17 protein-coding genes are annotated in these 17919 nt (G+C 70.2%); 16 read left to right on the top strand and 1 reads right to left on the bottom strand.

The window, feature by feature from the left end:
* Nucleotides 1-111: 111 nt before the first annotated feature.
* A complete protein-coding gene (locus ACFVH5_RS19925) occupies nt 112-438 on the bottom strand; it encodes a hypothetical protein (protein WP_385834996.1) in 327 nt (108 codons plus the stop codon).
* On the opposite strand from ACFVH5_RS19925, the gene ACFVH5_RS19920 reads away from it, so the two are divergent.
* From ACFVH5_RS19920 to ACFVH5_RS19845, 16 genes are all read left to right on the top strand, one after another.
* On the top strand, nt 362-1066 hold the full coding sequence (locus tag ACFVH5_RS19920) for an AMP-binding protein (RefSeq protein ID WP_385834970.1): 705 nt from the start codon (nt 362-364) through the stop codon (nt 1064-1066). The genes ACFVH5_RS19925 and ACFVH5_RS19920 overlap by 77 nt on opposite strands.
* A 138-nt stretch (nt 1067-1204) precedes the next feature.
* Nucleotides 1205-1957: a thioesterase II family protein gene (locus tag ACFVH5_RS19915; protein WP_385834969.1), complete on the top strand. Its 753-nt coding sequence runs from the start codon at nt 1205-1207 to the stop codon at nt 1955-1957.
* Nucleotides 1958-2176: 219 nt separating this feature from the next.
* Nucleotides 2177-2473 carry a Dabb family protein gene (locus ACFVH5_RS19910; protein ID WP_267030142.1) on the top strand — a complete coding sequence of 99 codons (297 nt, stop codon included), beginning with the start codon at nt 2177-2179 and terminating at the stop codon, nt 2471-2473.
* An 11-nt stretch (nt 2474-2484) separates the two neighbouring features.
* Nucleotides 2485-3912: a phenylacetate--CoA ligase family protein gene (locus tag ACFVH5_RS19905; RefSeq protein ID WP_385834968.1), complete on the top strand. Its 1428-nt coding sequence runs from the start codon at nt 2485-2487 to the stop codon at nt 3910-3912.
* A complete protein-coding gene (locus tag ACFVH5_RS19900) occupies nt 3909-5012 on the top strand; it encodes an aminotransferase class IV (RefSeq protein WP_385834967.1) in 1104 nt (367 codons plus the stop codon). The genes ACFVH5_RS19905 and ACFVH5_RS19900 overlap by 4 nt, the downstream gene beginning before the upstream one ends.
* The gene (locus tag ACFVH5_RS19895; protein WP_385834966.1) at nt 4999-5625 is read left to right on the top strand and encodes a prephenate dehydratase domain-containing protein; all 627 of its coding nucleotides are present in this window, start codon (nt 4999-5001) and stop codon (nt 5623-5625) included. Before ACFVH5_RS19900 ends, ACFVH5_RS19895 begins: the two co-directional genes overlap by 14 nt.
* Nucleotides 5613-6602 carry an ornithine cyclodeaminase family protein gene (locus ACFVH5_RS19890; protein WP_385834965.1) on the top strand — a complete coding sequence of 330 codons (990 nt, stop codon included), beginning with the start codon at nt 5613-5615 and terminating at the stop codon, nt 6600-6602. Before ACFVH5_RS19895 ends, ACFVH5_RS19890 begins: the two co-directional genes overlap by 13 nt.
* 21 nt (nt 6603-6623) lie before the next feature.
* Nucleotides 6624-6917 (top strand): DUF1330 domain-containing protein, encoded by a 294-nt coding sequence (locus ACFVH5_RS19885; RefSeq protein ID WP_267030147.1) that lies wholly within the window; start codon nt 6624-6626, stop codon nt 6915-6917.
* Complete coding sequence (locus ACFVH5_RS19880; RefSeq protein WP_385834964.1) at nt 6914-7762, top strand: PhzF family phenazine biosynthesis protein; 849 nt, start codon at nt 6914-6916, stop codon at nt 7760-7762. Before ACFVH5_RS19885 ends, ACFVH5_RS19880 begins: the two co-directional genes overlap by 4 nt.
* Nucleotides 7763-8145: 383 nt before the next feature.
* The gene (locus ACFVH5_RS19875; RefSeq protein ID WP_385834993.1) at nt 8146-9714 is read left to right on the top strand and encodes an AMP-binding protein; all 1569 of its coding nucleotides are present in this window, start codon (nt 8146-8148) and stop codon (nt 9712-9714) included.
* Between the two features lie 68 nt (nt 9715-9782).
* The gene (locus ACFVH5_RS19870; RefSeq protein WP_385834963.1) at nt 9783-10841 is read left to right on the top strand and encodes an alpha/beta fold hydrolase; all 1059 of its coding nucleotides are present in this window, start codon (nt 9783-9785) and stop codon (nt 10839-10841) included.
* 13 nt (nt 10842-10854) lie between these two features.
* On the top strand, nt 10855-12831 hold the full coding sequence (locus ACFVH5_RS19865; protein ID WP_385834962.1) for a B12-binding domain-containing radical SAM protein: 1977 nt from the start codon (nt 10855-10857) through the stop codon (nt 12829-12831).
* A 1178-nt stretch (nt 12832-14009) separates the two neighbouring features.
* The gene (locus ACFVH5_RS19860; RefSeq protein WP_385834961.1) at nt 14010-14279 is read left to right on the top strand and encodes a phosphopantetheine-binding protein; all 270 of its coding nucleotides are present in this window, start codon (nt 14010-14012) and stop codon (nt 14277-14279) included.
* On the top strand, nt 14276-15526 hold the full coding sequence (locus ACFVH5_RS19855) for a cytochrome P450 (protein ID WP_385834959.1): 1251 nt from the start codon (nt 14276-14278) through the stop codon (nt 15524-15526). The genes ACFVH5_RS19860 and ACFVH5_RS19855 overlap by 4 nt, the downstream gene beginning before the upstream one ends.
* Nucleotides 15523-16260: a thioesterase II family protein gene (locus tag ACFVH5_RS19850; protein ID WP_385834958.1), complete on the top strand. Its 738-nt coding sequence runs from the start codon at nt 15523-15525 to the stop codon at nt 16258-16260. Before ACFVH5_RS19855 ends, ACFVH5_RS19850 begins: the two co-directional genes overlap by 4 nt.
* A 252-nt stretch (nt 16261-16512) precedes the next feature.
* On the top strand, nt 16513-17919 hold a 1407-nt coding region (locus tag ACFVH5_RS19845), incomplete at its 3' end, for a type I polyketide synthase (protein WP_385834992.1).

Below are 17919 nucleotides of genomic sequence, written 5' to 3'. Positions count from 1 at the left end.
GCCGCGCTCACCGCGGCGCCGGAGCAGGTGTCCGGCGCGGTCGAGGAGGCCTTCGCCCACCGGTTCGACCCGGCGGCCGAACCCCCGCTCCAGGTACGCCCGTTCCGCTGCTCACCCGACGAACACGTGCTGGCCCTGGTCATCCACCACATCGCCACCGACGGCAGCTCGGGAGCGCCGCTGCTGCGGGATCCGGCCGAGGCCTACAACGCCCGCCGGGACGTCGACGTGCTGAGCGCGGCGGAACGGCGGCAGCTCCTGGTGGAGGTGAACGACACCGCCGAGCCGACCCTGGACCTGGTGGAGGCGGTGCGCCTCCTGGCGCACCGGCACACTGGCGCACTGGTTCGCCGGACGCGGGGTGCGGGCGGAGTCGCGGGTCGCCGTGTGCCTGCCCCGGACCGTGAACCTCGTGGTGGCGCTGCCGGCGGTGATCAAGGCGGGCGGAGCCTACGTCCCGAGCGATCCGGACCACCCGCGCTCCCGCGTCGACTCCATCCTCCGGCACGCCGATCCGCTGCTGGTGCTCGACACCGAGGCACTGGCGAGCGTGGACCGGGCAGCCTGTCCGGACACGGCACCGGACGTGGTCGTCCGGCCGGAGAACACCCGGTACGTGATCTGCACGTCGGGCTCGACGGGGCAGCCGCAGGGTGTGGCGATCCCGCGCGGCGCCGTGGCGAACTACCTGGCCACGACGCGGCGGCGGTTCCCGCTGTCGTCCGCGGACCGGATGCTGTTCAGCACGACGGTGGCCTTCGACATGGCCGACACCGAGCTGTACCTGCCGTTCACCGGTGGAGCGGCCATGGTGGTGGCCGGCAAGGACACCGTCGCCGACCCGTCCGCCGTGCTGGATCTGATACGCCGCCAGGGAGTCACCGCGGTGCAGGCCGTGCCGGTACGCCTGGCCGAGACCCCGGCGAAGCAGGCCGCCGAGGTGTTCAACATGTACGGCCCGACCGAGACGGTGACGTGGTGCTCCGAGGCGCGCGTGAAGGCGGGGGAGGGCGCGCCGATCGGCCGCCCGGTCGGAAACACCTGCGCGCCACCCACCACGAGATGAACATGCCGGCCGCCGTGGCCGACGTCATGGGTGTCGTCGACCGCAAGCCGGCGGAGCCGGCGACATGAGCGGACGGTGCTGCCACAGAACCGGTTCGACGAACCGCTGCCGCCTTACCGACAAGGGGAGTTGGTCCGGATGACAGGACCCGGCACGACAGGACCCGGTACGTCCACGGACCGCCGCGAAGGGGCCGCGCTGCTGTGCGTGCCGTTCGCGGGAGCGGGTCCCTCGTTCTTCCACCCGTGGCGGGAGCCGGCCGGCGACCGGTGGCGGGTGGTCCCGGTCGCCCTGCCCGGCAGGGAGAAGCGGTTCCTTGAAACGCCGTACCGCAATGTCGTCGAGGCCGCCAAGAACTCGGTCGACGACATCGTCGCGGAACTCGGCGCCGGGACCCGCGCCGTGCTGTTCGGGCACAGCCTGGGCGCGGTGCTCGCGTACGAACTGGTGCACCTGCTGAGTACGCGCGACGTGCAGGTCGAGCTGCTGGTCGTCAGCGGCTCGCCGGGGCCGTGGACCCGGCGCGAGCGGCGGGCGACGGGTCTGCCGGACGAGGAGTTCCTGAGCCGGGTCGAGGAGTTCGCGGGGTTCCGGCACGAGGCCCTGGACCACCCGGAGATGCGTGAACTGATCCTCCCCGTGCTCCAGGCCGACTGCGAGATGCACGAGAACTACGTCCCGAGCACCGACGAGCCGGTCTCGGTGCCGATCTGTTCACTGCGCGGCGAGTCCGACGGCCTGGTCACCGCGGAAGAGGCCCGGCAGTGGCGGGACGCGACCACGGCGGGCGAATTCACCTACAAGGAATTTCCGGGCGATCACATGTATCTCGTCGACCGCGCCGCCGAGGTGCTGGATGTGATCGAGTCCCGATCCACTCACCACCCTTAGCGGGTGAGCGGGCTCTCATTTGTGCGCACGTGTGTCCCGTCGGCGGGACACAAAAGAAGATCGCGGGCCGAGAATTCGATAAAGCCTGCGCAAGGCGTCTCGAAATATCGGGAAACGCCACGTCCATCGAAATGCGTCGGTTGAACGGCGTCGGCGACGGTGGCATGCTCCTCGATGCGCCTGGAAGCAGTCGGCCGATTTTCTGCCCGAAAGGCAATCGTGATCACGCACATCGTTCTTTTCAAACTCAAGGACGGCATTGAGCGCTCCGCTCCGTCCGTGGCCGAGGCCGAGAAATTCGCCAGGGCGGTCGGCGACCACGTTCCGGAACTCGTCGACTGGCGGGTGGGCTGGAACACCGTGGACCGCGACATCTCCTACGACTTCGCCGCGATCGGAGTGCTGCCGGATCGCGCTGCGCTGGAGAAGTACCAGGTGAACGCGTACCACCAGGAGTCAGTGCAGAAGTGGCGAGCGATATCCGACTGGGTCGTCGTCGACCTCGCGGACAGCTGAAGGAGGATTGGGTGTTCACGCAATACGACCCGGAATCTGCGGCGCTCACGGACGAGCTGCGCGGATTGTTCGACGAGTACGGCACGGGAAAGTGGACGGCCGACGACCTCGACGCCCATCAGACCGCCAGACTGCGCGAGGTGCTCGCCCACGTCCGCGCCGGATCCCCGTTCTACCGCGACAGGCTGGCGGGGTTCGGCGACGAGACACTGTCCGGACTGCACATCCGCGACCTGCGGAAGCTGCCCTTCACCACCAAGGCGGATCTGCAGCAGGCCCAGTTCGACATGCTGTCGCTGCCGCTCTCCGAGGCCTGGACGGTCTACGAGACCACCGGCACCACCGGACAGCCCACCCCGTGCCCCCGCACCAACGGGGACAGCATCCACAACAACACCGTCCTCACCGGCTACTACCGGGGCATCTTCGCCGCACACGGGGACCGCCAGGTCATCGGCGTGTCCGGCCCCACCGAGCTGCACGCCACCGGGGACACCTTCGGGGACGTCTGCCGCAACCTCGGACACACGGTCGCCAAGATGTGGCCGCACTCGCCGGTGATCGGGTTCGACCGTGCTCTGGAGGTCATGCGGCTGCTGCCGGTGACCGGCCTGTTCTGCACCCCGGGCATGGCCCTGCGCCTGGCGCAGAAAGCCGTCGAGGCCGGGCTGGACCTCCGACGGGACTTCTCCCTCGACCTGCTCATGCTCACCGGTGAACTGCTCTCGCCCAGCCTGCGCGACAACATCGGCACGCTGTGGGGGGCCGAGGTGCACAACTGCCTCTACGCGTCCCAGGAAGCCTCCGTCCTCGCCGCGGCCACCGCCGACGGAACCCTGCGCACCGCACCACTGATCAACCACTACGAGGTGATCGACCCCCACACCGGCGAGCCCGTGGCGCCCGACCGCGACGGAGTGCGTCACGGCGAACTCGTCGTCACCAACCTCTACACCGGTGCCAAGCCCCTGATCCGCTACCGCACCGGAGACCTGGTGCGGATGACGGAGGCCGGCCCGGGCGCCGCCGTCCCGGCGCCGGCTCTGGAACCCGTGGGACGGGTCCGTGACCGGCTGCGGCTCAACGGGCAGGTCGTCATCGGCTACGACCTGGAGAACCTGCTGCTGCGCCGCTTCCGCGGCTACCTCGACTACCAGATCACCGTGACCCGTGACGACACGGGCGTGGACCTGCTGTCCTTGACCCTGAACGCCGAAGCGGACCGGCTCCGGGACGAGGACACCCAAGGGGCCGTCACGGACTGCCGCGAGGAACTGGGCACCACGCTGAGCGTGGGTTTCGGCGACCCCGGCCCCATCACCAGCACCGGAGCCATGGTCAGTTGGAAGGCCGCGCGTGTGGTGGACCTCCGCGACCCCGGCGCCGGGACCTCGGTCGAGATGCGCTCGGCCGAGCGGATCGCCGCGGCGAGGGCATGATGGCCGACCCGACCCCTGCCACCGCGCCCTCCGCGCCACCGCCGCGGCTCGGCCTCGGGGAGTGGGCCTGGGACCGCGGCGAGTTCGTTCCCGCGCGCGCCCCGCGGCTGTCGCTGTCCACACAGGGCCTGCACTACGGGACCGCCGTGTTCGAAGGAATCCGCGCCTACCGCTCGGGCGGACGGCTGTGCCTGTTCCGGGCGCACGAGCACTACGCACGCATGCTGCGCGCCTGCCGGCTGCTGCGGATCACGGACATCCCCCGGTCGGTCCCGGAACTCATCGACATCACCGTCGAACTGCTGCGGAGGAACGCGTACGACTCGGACGTCTACGTGCGCCCGCTGGCGCACAAGCTCTCCCTGCTGCCGGGCACGCCTCCCGGGGTGTCGTTGGCCGGGGTGTCCGACGCGCTGTCGATCACCACGTTCGGCTATCCGACCGCCGGTGACGTGCAGGAGGTGAGCTGCCTCCTCAGCACCTGGCGGCGCCCGTCCCGCGACGCGTTCCCCGCCCAGGCGAAGATCGCCGGCGGCTATGTGACCAGCGCCCTCGCCTGCGACGAGGCCCGCGCGGCCGGATACGACGACGCCATCCTCCTGGACCGGGCGGGCAACGTCGCCGAAGCGACCACGGCGAACGTGTTCGCGGTGCGGGACGGCATCCTCGTCACCCCGCCGGACACGGGAGACCTACTGGCCGGCATCACCCGGGACACCGTGATCACCTTGTGCCGGGAGGCCGGGCTGACGGTCCTGGAACGCCCCCTCAGCCCCACGGACCTGCACATCGCCGACGAGGTGTTCCTCACCTCGACCGGCAAGGAGGTGGCCGCCGTGGTCACCCTGTCCGGCCGGGACGTCGGAAGCGGCAGCGTGGGACCGGTCACGGCCCGCGTCGCCGCGCTGTACCGCACGGTCACCCGGCCACCCGACACCCGGGGCCGAGCCGCGGACGCGGACCGTCCCGCGTGGCTCACGGCCGTCACACCGGCCGAGCACGCCGGCACGCGGACCCACGTCCCGCCGACACCCCGGAGCTCCGCCCTCCCCACCACACATCTACGCCAAGCCAAGGAAAATACGGATGACGCTGTCTGACTTCATCTCACTCCTGCGCCCCGGCTCCGATCGGCCTTCGGCGGTCAGCACCCTCGGCCCGCCCGGCACGAGCAGCGAGGTGGCGGCGAAGCGGTACGCCTTCCAGATGTCCCCGCCCGACGGCCCCACCGTCGCCGTCCGGCTGTTCGACACCTACGAGCAGGCGGGCGAGGCACTGAACTCCCGCGAGGTGACCCACGTCGTCGTCGCCAACGCCTACAAGGGCATCAACTCCTTCTACATGGACCCGGCCATCGAGCTGACCGGGGTGTTCGTGATGGACACCCCGCTGTACGGCATCGCCACGTGCCGAGGGGGCGGACCCGTGCCGGACGCCCCGACCATCGCGAGCCACCCCTCGCCCGAGCCGATCATCGCCCAGCTCCTGCCGGACCGGTACGCGACGTACAAGACGATCCACCACGCCTCCACCAGCGCTGCCGCCCGCGCCGTGGTGGACGGGACCGCCGATCTCGCGCTGACCACCGTGCCGGCCGCGAAGCTGCACGGCCTGGAGTTCATCTCCGGGACCCGGCCCATCCGCATGGTCTGGTCGGTTTTCAGCACTGTGGCGCGCCCGGCCAGGAAGGAGACGAGCCCGTGCTCCTGCTGAACGGAGACCAGGTACGACAGGCCCTGCCGGTGGCCGAGGCGCACCGGGTGGTGGCCGAGGTGATGAGGCGCTACAGCGCGGGCGACGTCGTCCAGCCGGTGCGCACCGTGCTCGGATCCGGCCGGGACGCCTCCCTGTTCGCGGCCATGCCGTGCCATGTCGGCGGCGAGTCGGACGCGGGCTACGGCATGAAGGCGGTGCTGCACGCGCCCGGCAACGCCGCCCGCGGTCTGCCGACGCATGTGGGCATGGTGGTGGTGTTCGACCCGGAGACCGCACAGCCCCTGGCCCTGATGGACGGTGCGGCCGTCACCGCGCTGCGCACGGCCGCGGCCTCCGCGGTGGCGACCGAGGCCCTGGCGGCCCCGGACGCCGGCGACCTGGCCCTCATCGGTGCGGGCGCGCAAGCCCGCAGCCATCTGCTCGCGCTTCGGGACGTCCGGCCGCTGCACAGGGTGCGGCTGTGGAACCGGGGACGCGCGCGGGCCGAGGCGTTCGTGGCCTGGGCGCGCGCGGAGGCCGGCGTCGACGTCGAGTCGGTCGCCACGCCCGCGCACGCGCTGCGGGGCGCCGACCTGGTGTGCACCACGGTCGACACCGTCGAACCCGTCGTACATGCCGAGGACCTGGCGGCGGGCGTGCACGTGAACGCCGTCGGCTCCTCCGTGCCGGGCAAGCGCGAACTCGACGCGGGTGCGGTGGCTTCCTGCTCGGTCTTCGTGGACAGCAGGGAGGGGGCCCTTCGCGAGTCCTCCGAGATCGCGGCGCCCGTCGAGGAGGGACTGGTGCCCGCCGACCGGCCGTTGACCGAGATCGGCGAGGTGTTGCTGGGCAAGCACCCGGGCCGCTGCGGTCCCGCCGAGCGCACCCTCTACAAGTCCCTGGGCATGGCTGCGCAGGACGTCGCCTCCGGGTTCGCCGTCGTCCGGGCCGCCCGGCGTCTCGGCATCGGCACCGAGGCTGACTTCACCTGCTGAGACCCCGGGAGGGGACACCGAATGACGGCACTGTTGATCGGCAACGTCGGAGTCGTCGGCGACGAGCGGCGCATGGCGGAGTACCGCGCGAAGGTGCTGCACACGCTGCGGCTCTACGGCGGAGGGTTCGTGATCCGGGGTGGTGAGTCCGAGGCGTTGGAGGGCGACTGGCAGCCCGAGCACCTGTCGGTGATGGGGTTCCCCACGGCCGAGCACGCCCGCCGGTGGTACACCTCGCCCGAGTACCGCGCCATCGTCCCGCTGCGCGACGGCACGCACATGGACCTGGTCCTGGTCGAGGGGGAGGGCGAATGACGCCGGCCCGCCCCTGGCGTCCCTTCGCGCAGGTGGACGTGTTCACCGAGGTGCCCTACCTCGGCAATCCGGTGGCCGTCGTCCTCGACGGCGCCGGGATCACCGACGGGGACATGGCGCGGCTGGCACGGTGGACGAACCTGTCGGAGACGACCTTCGTCGTCCCACCGGCCTCGGACGACGCCGACTACGGGTTACGGATCTTCACGCCGGGCGGTGAGATCCCGTTCGCGGGTCACCCCACCCTGGGTTCGGCGCACGCCTGGCTGGAGGCCGGAGGCACTCCGAAGAAGCCGGGTCGGATCACGCAGGAGTGCGGCCTCGGGCTCGTACAGGTGCGGCTCGCCGACGACGGGCTGGGCTTCCTCGCCCCCGCCCTGCGGCGCAGCGGCCCCCTGGACGACGAGCACGTGGAGCGCATCGCCCGCGGGCTGTGTGTGGATCGCGCACGGATCGTCGGCCACCAGTGGGTCGACAACGGGCCCGGCTGGGCCGCCGTACGACTCGCCTCCGCCGCGGAGGTGCTGGCCCTGGAGCCGGACGAGCAGTATATGGGCGACCTGACTCTCGGCGTGGTCGGCGCCCACCCCGAGGGGTCGCCCGTCCAGTTCGAGGTGCGGGCCTTCGCGCTGCCCCAGGGCGTGCGCGAGGACCCCGTGACCGGCAGCCTCACCGCGGGGATCGCCCAGTGGCTCATCGGCCGGGGGCTGGCTCCGCGCGGATTCCGGGTCGGCCAGGGGGCACGCCTGGGACGGCAGGGCGTACTCACCGTGCAGGCGGAGGGACAGGACATATGGGTCGGCGGCGCGAGTGTGACCTGCCTGCGCGGTACGGTCAGGGCGTGAGGCCGGTCGGCCGCGCCTTCTCCTCGGAGTGATCGCCGGATTCGAACCCTTTCCCTCGCGGCGACGGAAAGCAATACCCACCTTTTCTCCGGCCCATTCACCCGAAACGACCGTGCGCGGGTCGGATTCGATACGACGGTGCCGGACCGTGCCCGTGGTTGTCCCGTCAGCGGGACAGCGGACACCCGGCGATGGCACACTGACGGCACGTGGCCCGCACATACCGACTGCCCGCGGAATTTCTTTTGAGCGGCATTTTCGGCGCCTTTCTTGGTCGTCGCCAGTGGGCTGCCGTGACGAAATCATTGAGTCCTGCGGTGACATGGCCGTCATACTCGAAATATGCCCGGGGGGCAGTGATGGAAAAGGAATCAGAGGTGCCGATGCAGACCCGGGGAATTCACTCGCTCTGGGGCGGCGGCGCGAATGCGCCGTGCCTGCTGGATTCGGTGGCCGAGATCGCGCGTACGCGAGCGGACGAGATCGCGGTCCAGGACGAGGGCCATGAACTGACCTATGGTCAGCTCATGGCGTGGGCCGGCCGCGTCGCCGGGCTCCTCGTCCGTCACGGCATCCAGCCGGGCGACCGGGTGACGGTGACCGGACCGCGCAGTGCCGCCATCGTCGCGGCGATGCTGGCGACGGTGAGCGTGGGAGCGACGTATGTGCCCCTCGACGTCGAGTACCCGGCACGGCGCCTGGAGCACATGGCCGCCGACAGCGAGGCGCAATTGCTGCTGTTCTGCGGCCCCGAACCGGTGCTGGACCTCGGCGCCCGGGCGGTGCGCATCCCGGACGCGCCGGACGTGGGCGACGAGGAGGCCGCCGCGTCGCTGCCGCGACCGCCCTGCCGGCCGGACCTCCCGGTGTACGTCATCTACACCTCCGGCTCGACCGGCCTGCCCAAAGGCGTCGCCCTGCCCCACCGCTGCGTCGACACCATGGCTGCCTGGCAGTGGCGTCACTCCGTGCGCCCGGACCTGCGCACGGCCCAGTTCGCGCCGCTCAACTTCGACGTGTGGTTCCAGGAGGTCCTCGGAACGCTGTGCGGCGGAGGGACGCTGGTCATCATGCCCGAGTCCCTGCGGCGCGATCCCATCGCCCTCCTGGACTGGCTCGCCGACCACCGCATCGAGCGCCTGTTCCTCCCCTATGTCGCCCTGCACATGCTCGCCGTGGTCGCGGAGGCCACCGACACGCTGGAGCATCTCGCCCTGGCGGAGGTGAACACCGCGGGCGAACAGCTCGTGTGCACCCCGGCGGTCCGTGAACTCTTCCGCCGCGTGCCGGACTGCAGGCTGAACAACCACTACGGACAGAGCGAGTCCGCCATGGTGACGGTGCACACGCTCACGGGCCCCAGCGACGGCTGGCCCGTGCTCCCGCCGATCGGACGTCCGCTGCCGGGCTGCGAGATCCTCATCGCACCCACCGACCCGGGCGAACCGTCGGTGGGTGAACTCCTGGTCGCCGGCGCACCGCTGTCGTCGGGGTACCTGAACCAGCCCGCCCTGAACGCCGAGCGCTACATCAGCCTCGACGAACCGTCCCCGCACGGGCATCGCCGTGCCTTCCGCACCGGGGACCTCGTGCGTGTCGAGGGCGACACCGTGCACCTTCTCAGCCGCATCGACCGCGAGGTGAAGATCCGCGGCGTGCGGGTGAACCCGCTGGAGGTGGACGCCTGTCTGCTGGAGCAGCCGGGGATCGTCGAGGCGGTCACCGTGGTGGTCGAGATGGTCGAGGGCTCCCGGCAGTTGCGTGCCGCGGTGACGCTGGACGTCGACCAGGACGAGTTCGATCCCTCGACGGCGCTCAAGGCGCTCACCGAGCTGCTGCCCGAGCAGTTCATACCGGTCTCGATCACCGTTCTGCCGGAACTGCCGCACACCCCCAGCGGAAAGGCCGACCGGGACGCCATCGCCACCGCCGTCGCCCCGGCACCGTCATGACGCCGCACGAGCCGACGACCGGGGGCTGGAAGCCCGACCAACGGAACTGATCCGAAGAGGGGTTGCGCATGGAAGACAACGACTTCAAGACGCCGACCGAGCGGCGGCTCGCGGAGATCTGGGCCGACGTCCTGCGGCTGGACAAGGTCAAGCGTGACCAGGACTTCTTCGAGGTCGGCGGGGACTCCCTGCTGGCCACGAAGGTCGTCCTACGGGTGTGCCGGGAATGGGACATGAAGTTCACGGTCAGAGTCCTGAACGATGCCCCGGTCCTGGGTGACCTGGCCGAACGCATCGACCAGCGGGTGGCGAAGTCCGTCCGGCCGCAGGCGAGTTCGCCCGCCCAGCCGGCCCGCGGGAGTCGGGTGGGAGCGTGCCTGTGGGAGATGCGGCCGGGAACGGGAGCGTCCGGGCAGGCGACGCTGCTCGTGCTGCCCCACGCGGGAGGGTCGGCGCAGAACTTCGCCACGTGGGCGAACTGGTTCTCCGGGGACCTCCGTATCGTCGCGGCCCAGTACCCCGCCCGGGCATCGCGCGCCGCAGAGCCGGCCGCGGCGGACCTGACGCACCTCGTGGACGAGATCCTCGACGCCCTGACCGACTCCGAGGGGCCGCTCTACGTCTTCGGGCACAGCATGGGTGCCTACATCGGGTACGAGCTGTGCTGGCGACGGCAGTTGGCGGGACACCCGGCCGAAGTCCTCTTCACCTCGGGGGCCGTTCCGCCCCACCGGCACCGGCCGAACCCGCCGGTCGGGGTGGAGATCACGGACGAATGGCTCATGGGCCTGCTGGACATGTACAACGGCGTCCCCGACGACCTCGCGGCGCATCCGGACGTCATCAGCCAGGCTCTGAGCACGCTGCGGTCCGACGTGGTGGTGTTCAGGGACTACGCGTACGGCGACCGGCGACGCACCCTGGAGATCCCGATCGTGGCGTTCGGCGGAGACCGCGACGACCTCGTGCCCACCTCCGAGGTGGAGCGCTGGAGCGAGCTGGGCGCGGCGGAGTGCGTCACGCACTTCCTGCCGGGCGGGCACTTCTACTACCTCGACAACATGGCCACCGTCACGGCCGCCGTGGCCAAGCATCTCGTGAGTGTTCACGACGGCCAGAAGGATTAAGGAGACCGTGAACATGTCCACCCAAGAGTTCTCCGGGACCGTGGATGCCGGGACGGCCACAGCGGAGCGCCGAAAGATCGTCCTGGTGGAACTTCCCACCTACGAGAACATTCTGCCGCTCGCCTCGGGCTACATACAGGCCTACGCCCAGGACGACGAAGCCGTCGCGGCCGGCCACACCTTCGAGATCGTGTCCCTGCCGGTGTCCGGCGAGCGCGAGGACCTGCTCCGGCAGCTCGCCGACCGGGACGCCTACCTCTACACGTTCAGCTGCTACATCTGGAACATGAAGCTGGTGCGCTGGCTGCTGAGGGAACTGCGCGCACTGCGTCCCGACGCGCACTACCTGCTGGGTGGGCCGCAGGTCATGAACCACGCTTCGACGTATCTCAGCGACGGCGCGGAGAACGTCTACCTGTGCAACGGCGAGGGGGAGCTCACCTCCCTGGAGTTCATCCGTCAGCTCAGCTCCCCGGCGCCCGACATGCACCAGGTGCCAGGGCTCAGTTTCTGGTCCTCGGGCGAACTCGTCACCACCGAGGCGGCGCCCCGTATCCAGGACCTGATGGACATCCCCTCGCCGTTCCTCAACGGCGTCTTCGAGGGACACGAGTTCAGCTTCGCCATCATGGAGACCAACCGCGGGTGTCCGTTCCGCTGCACCTTCTGCTACTGGGGCGCGGCCACGAACTCGAAGGTCAAGAAGTACGAAGAGGACCGGATCAAGGACGAGATCAAGTGGATCAGCGAGCACGGGTACTCCGCGCTCATGATCGCCGACGCGAACTGGGGCCTGTCACCCCGCGATGTGACGCTGAGCGAGTACATCGTGGAGTGCAGCGAGGAGAACGGCTACCCGCTGATCGTCCACATGGCCGCCGCCAAGAACAGGCCCGAGCGCATGGCGGAGATCACCGAGATCTTCGTGCGCGGTGGGCTGATGGTCAGCCAGCCCATCTCGCTGCAGACGATGAACGAGTCGGCGCTGGAGATGGTGGACCGGAAGAACATCCGCGAGGAGACCTACATCGGGCTGCAGCGCCTGCTGCGGGAGAAGCAGATCAGCTCCTACGTGGAGATGATCTGGCCGCTGCCCGGCGAGACCCTGGAGTCGTTCAAGGACGGGCTGACCAGGCTGTGCCGGTCGTACGCCGACACGATCATCGTCTACCCGCAGCTGTTCCTGCACAACACGCCCATGTACGCGCAGCGGGAGACCCTCGGCATCCTGACCGCGGAGGCGGCCAGCGACGTGTCCGAGGCGGAAGTGGTCCTGGCCACCAAGTGGGTGACCGAGGAGGACTGCTACGAGGGCTACTGGGTGAACCACGCGCTGTACACGCTGTACAACATGCGTGCCCTGTTCATGGTCTCGGGCTATCTCGACGAGAAGGGGATCATCTCCTACGGCGAGCTGTTCGCCGAGGTGTCGCGGTACTTCCGCAGCAGGACCGACTCGGAGGTGTGCCAGTTCTTCATCCAGTCGACGAAGGACCTGGCCAACTACGACCTGCTGAACACCGGCAAGACGGCGCACCTGATCCTCAGCTCGCATCGCGAGGAGTTCGACCGGTTGCTGGCCGACTTCGTCAAGGCCCAGGACTGGTGGGCCGACCCGATGGCGCGTCAGGCGTTCGAGATGGACCTGCTGGCCCGGGCCTACATCTACCGCGAGCCGGTGCGGACGCCCGACTACGCGTTCGAGGAGGTCGTCCTCCGCGGCCAGCCCGACCCGAAGGGCTTCCTGGTCGAGGTCTCCCCGGAACTCGCCCGCCTGTTGGTGGCACGGGAGCTGCTGCCGGACGTCGATGAGGAGTCGGGGCGGATCACCCTGCACATCGACCACCGCGGCCGGCAGAAGATGCCGTACCAGCCGCAGCGGAGCCTGGAGCACAATGCGAACTACTGCCAGGGCATGGTGCTGCGCTTCCGGGAGATCCTCCCCACGATCAAGGTCGCCTCGATGGAAGCCCTCGCCTCCACGGTCTGAGCCGCGGCGCGGACCGCGGTGAAAGGTGTGCACCTCGAACGGCCCCCTCCGGACCGTTCGAGGTGCACACCTTTTCGCATGGGCTCGCGCTATCCCGGCGCGACCAGGGCTGACGGGGCGGGAGCTTGTGTCAGCGGACGCGACAGCGGGGCGACAGACGGGCGACAGGGGCGCCCGCGACCGTGGGCGCATGGCAAGTTCCACGGAGGTTGGTCCTGAGGCCCTGCTCGCGCGTCCCCGGATCACCTCGCAGCAACGCGAAGTGCAACGTGGCCAGTTCCGGCGAGGGGGGCGACGCCCAGCGGTCGGCCAGGGCCTTCTTCGCGCGCTGGTGGACGAGGAGTGCCCCGCCGTCGCCGCAGGCCGCGACCAGGCCGCGACCAGAGCGCGCACCAGCGCCGCGACGAGCCGTTCCCGCAGCGGGCGCGCCGGTACCGGATCGAGTGAGGTCCCGGACCAGCTCGGCGCCGTACCCGAGGCTGAGTTGCGTGTCGAACGGAGCGCTGCCCCGGAGGTGTGGGCCCGGCGCGACGGCGAGGCGCTCCAAGCGAACGGCGTCCGCGGCGACGCCTTCGGGAGCACCTGGCCCGGCCTGAGTGCGAGGGCGCCCGGCTCGTCGACCCGACCGCTGTCGTCCGCGCGTACCTCGAAGGGACCCGGCATCGCAATCCGCATCCAATAGCGAATTCAGGGTCGCTCTCGCCGACTGTACGGAGGATCCACGGGCAGAACAAGCGCCGCGCGGTCACCGGAATTCGGCTTCTGCGGGGGCATCCTCGAACGACGAAGAGGATGCCAGGGCGGCTTGGGCCGGCCCTTTCCCGATTCCCGCACAGGGCCCGGATATCCGTCCCCCTGTCCCGTCGGCGGGACAGGGGGTGCGCGGCGGGATGCGCGGCCTGTTGTCCCTTGCACTGGCTTTCCCCGGCCATTTACGTTGGCGTCGCGATGGACTCCGGACGAGCTGCCGAAGCGGCGGCCTCCTCGGCTGACGGCGCCCCGTGCTGCCGGCGTCGACGACCACGCAGGCGCCCTCCCCATGTCCGGGAGTCGTCGCCCCACCGGCCCGTACCAGGCCGGGACCCGACTGCGGCCCGATCTCGGGGATGTCGGCCCGGACAGGCAGTTCACTGCTTGGCCGGACACTCCCGTTCGGCGGAGATAAGGAAAGGCTCGCAATGCAGTCAGAATCAGAAGCCGCGCCCACGGGTGCACCGGAGTCACTCGTGCGGGAGATCTCGGCCCTGTGGGGGGAATACCTTCCCTCCGCCGAAATCGGGGCGGACGACGACTTCTTCGAGCTGGGCGGGAATTCCCTGATCGGCATCAAGATCATCGACCGGGTCGCCCGGGACTACGGCGTCGAGTTGTCCGTACGCGACTTCTACCTGGCCCAGACCCCGGCCCGGGTCGCCGTACTCGTCGAGCGGGGAGGGGCGCGGACGTGAGGCTGACGCCGGGGCCCGCGAGTGACGTCGACCTCGACCGCGTCGACCTGTTCGACCTGGACCTGTACACCTCGGGTGACCCGCACCCGGTCTGGGACGTGATGCGGGCGAAGGCTCCTCTGCACCACCAAGTGCTGCCCGACGGCAGGGAGTTCTGGTCGGTTACGCGCTACGACGACGTCTGCAGGGTGCTCGGTGACCACCGGCAGTTCACCTCGGAGCGAGGTACGGTGCCCACCCATCTCGGCACGGACGACGTCGCGGCCGGAGTACTGCTGACGTCCACCGACCCGCCGCGGCACACCGAGGTCCGCAGGCCGATCGGCACCAAACTCACCGCGCGGGCGGTGAGGTCCTGGGAGGACTCGATCCGGGGCACGGTGGCGCGCTTCCTCGAACCGGCGCTCGACGGGGACCGCTTCGACCTGGCCGAAAAGGCCTTGCTCCTGCCGGCGATGGTCACCGGTCCGCTCCTCGGACTCCCCGAGAAGGACTGGGAGGAACTCGTCCAGCTGACCGCGATGGTGACGGCTCCTTCGGACCCGCACTTCCAGCACGGCAGCGAAGCCGCGACCCTGGCCATCTCCCACCACGAACTCGTCACCTACGTCAAGGAGTGGGTCCGGCGCCGACGGGCGGCAGGCACCGAGGACGACAGCCTGCTCCACCACCTCATGAGCGTCCGCGCGGGCGGCACCCCGCTGACCGACGAGGAGATCGCCCTCGACGGCTACAGCATCCTGCTCGGCGCCAACGTGACGACGCCGCACACCGTCTCGGGCACGGTGCACGCGCTCATCGAGCGGCCCGAGCAGTTCGAGAAGGCACAGGCCGACCCGTCGCTGGTCCCGAACCTGGTCGAGGAAGGGCTGCGCTGGACTTCGGCCGCCTGCAACTTCATGCGGTACGCGGTCGACGACGTCGAGATCGCCGGCGGCACGATCCCCGCCCGAGGTGCGGTCGTCGCGTGGATCGGGTCGGCCAACCGGGACGAGTCCCACTTCCCCGACCCGCACACCTTCGACATCACGCGGGAGGGCGCGAAACGCCAGGTCGCCTTCGGCTTCGGACCCCACTTCTGCATCGGCGCCCCGCTGGCCAGGCTGACCCTGCGGGTCTTCTTCGAGGAACTGCTCCAGCGGTTCGGATCGATCGAGCTGGACGGCGAACCGCAGCACCTGCGCTCGTACTTCATCGCCGGCATGACCCACCTGCCCATCGTCGCCCAGAAACGAAAGACGTCATGACATCCGGCTCCACCACCGCCACCTCGCCGTGGTTCGTCCGCCCGCCGTCCACCGACCACCCCGCCCGCCTGTTCTGTTTCCCCTTCTCCGGCAGCGGGGCCTCCGCCTTCAGCGCCTGGCCGGCCGTGATCGGGGACGCCGAGGTCTGCCCGGTGCAGTTCCCCGGCCGGGAGAACCGTCTCGCCGACCCCCACTACGGTACGTACGAGAATCTCGCCGCCGACCTCGTCACCCCCCTGGCGCCACTGCTGGACCGGCCGTTCGCGTTCTTCGGGCACTGCGCCGGCGTGCTGCCCGCCTTCGAGACCGCGGTCCGGCTCGCCGAGCTGGGCCTGCCGGGGCCGCAGTGCCTCTTCGTGTCGGGCCAGCCCGCACCGCACGACGCCGCACGCGACCGGATGCTCGGCATGACGGAACCCGAACTGCGCGCCGAGCTGGAGGCGTTCCTGCGCGGCCGGGGCATCGAGCCGCGGCCGGACATGATCGATCTGGGCATGACGGTGCTGCTGCGCGATCACTCCGCCGCACGTGCCTACCGGCGTACGGAACCGGTGGCTCTGCGGTGCCCCGTCGTCGTACTGCACTGGAAGGACGACCCCGACGTGAGCCTCGACGGGCTCGCGGGATGGCGTCGGTACGCGGACGCGGTCGACATTCAGGTGATCGACGGCGGCCACTACGACTTCATGAACGCGCCGGACGAGCTCCTGAAGCGGCTGGCCCGCTGGCGGTGAGCGCGCCGCCGACGGCGTCCCGCGCTCGGTGAGGAGCGCCGGAAACAGCCCGGAAAGACGCCGTGACCACGGTTTTCACGCAGGGGATCGACCGCCGGTACCCATAGCCCTGTCTGTTCTTCTCAGCAACTGTTGGGGGAGGTCCTGGTGAAGGACGTCGACAACTTCCGGTCCCGCGCGCCACGCGCCGACGACGACGCGCCGACGCCGCGCGAAGCGGAGCACGAGGCGGAGGAGACCGCTCGCGAGCCCATCGCCGTCGTGGGTGTGTCATGCCGCTTGCCCGAAGCCCCGGACCCCCGCGCCTTCTGGGCCCTGCTGCGCGACGGCAGGAGCGGCATCACCGACGTGCCGGCCGACCGCTGGGACGCGCACCGGCTCCTCGACGAGGACGCCACGGCCCCCGGCAGGATCACCACCGCACGCGGCGGCTACCTGGACGACATCGCGGGATTCGACGCCGACTTCTTCGGGGTCGCCCCCAACGAGGCCGCGATGATGGATCCCCAGCAGCGGCTGACGCTGGAACTCGGCTGGGAGGCGCTGGAGGACGCCGGCATCGTCCCCGGAGACCTCGCGGGAACACGGACCGGCGTCTTCGTGGGAACCATCTGGGACGACTACGCCATCCGGCTCTACAAGCACGGAACCCGTCGCATCGACCGCCACTCCATGACCGGGCTGCACCGCAGCATCATCGCCAACCGCCTCTCCTACACGCTCGACCTCAACGGCCCCAGCCTCGCCGTCGACACGGCCCAGTCCTCGTCTCTGGTGGCCGTGCACCTGGCCGCGGAGAGCCTGCGCGCAGGGGAGTGCACGCTGGCGCTCGCGGGCGGCGTGAACCTCGCGATCACCCCGGAGAGCACGATCGGCTCGACCAAGTTCGGCGGCCTGTCACCGGACGGACTGTGCAGGACCTTCGACGCCCGGGCCAACGGCTACGTCCGCGGCGAAGGCGGCGCCTACCTGGCACTGAAGACACTGTCCCGGGCGGTGACGGACGGCGACCGGATCTACTGCGTCATCGAGGGCAGCGCCGTCAACAACGACGGCTCCACGCCCGGCCTGACCGTACCCAGCGCACGAGCCCAGGAGGAGGTCGTCCGCCACGCGCACGCGCGCGCCGACACCCGCCCGGGGGACGTCCAGTACGTCGAGCTGCACGGCACCGGCACCCGCGTGGGCGACCCCATCGAGGCGGCCGCCCTCGGTGCCGCCCTCGGCACCGGCCGCTCCGCCGGCTCCCCCCTGCACGTGGGGTCCGCGAAGACCAACGTCGGCCACCTGGAAGGCGCGGCCGGGGTGGTCGGCCTGCTGAAGACGGTCCTCAGCATCTGGCACCGCGAGCTGCCCCCGAGCCTCAACTTCGAGACGCCCAATCCCGACATCCCCTTCGACGACCTCAGACTGCGCGTCCAGCAGGACCTCACCGCCTGGCCCCATCCCGACCGCCCCTTGATCGCCGGCACCAGCTCCTTCGGCATGGGCGGCACCAACTGCCATGTCGTCCTGCGCGAGTGGACGCGGGATGAGGGTGTCCCGGATGTGGGTGTTCCGGGACCGGTGGTGGTGACGGACGGGGCGCTGCCATGGCCGGTGTCGGCGAAGTCCTCGGTGGCGTTGGCGGAGCAGGCGCGGCGTTTGTTGGAGCATTTC

Source organism: Streptomyces sp. NPDC127119, assembly GCF_042677425.1.
Classification (GTDB): domain Bacteria; phylum Actinomycetota; class Actinomycetes; order Streptomycetales; family Streptomycetaceae; genus Streptomyces.
This window is presented reverse-complemented; position numbering and strand designations above follow the sequence as displayed.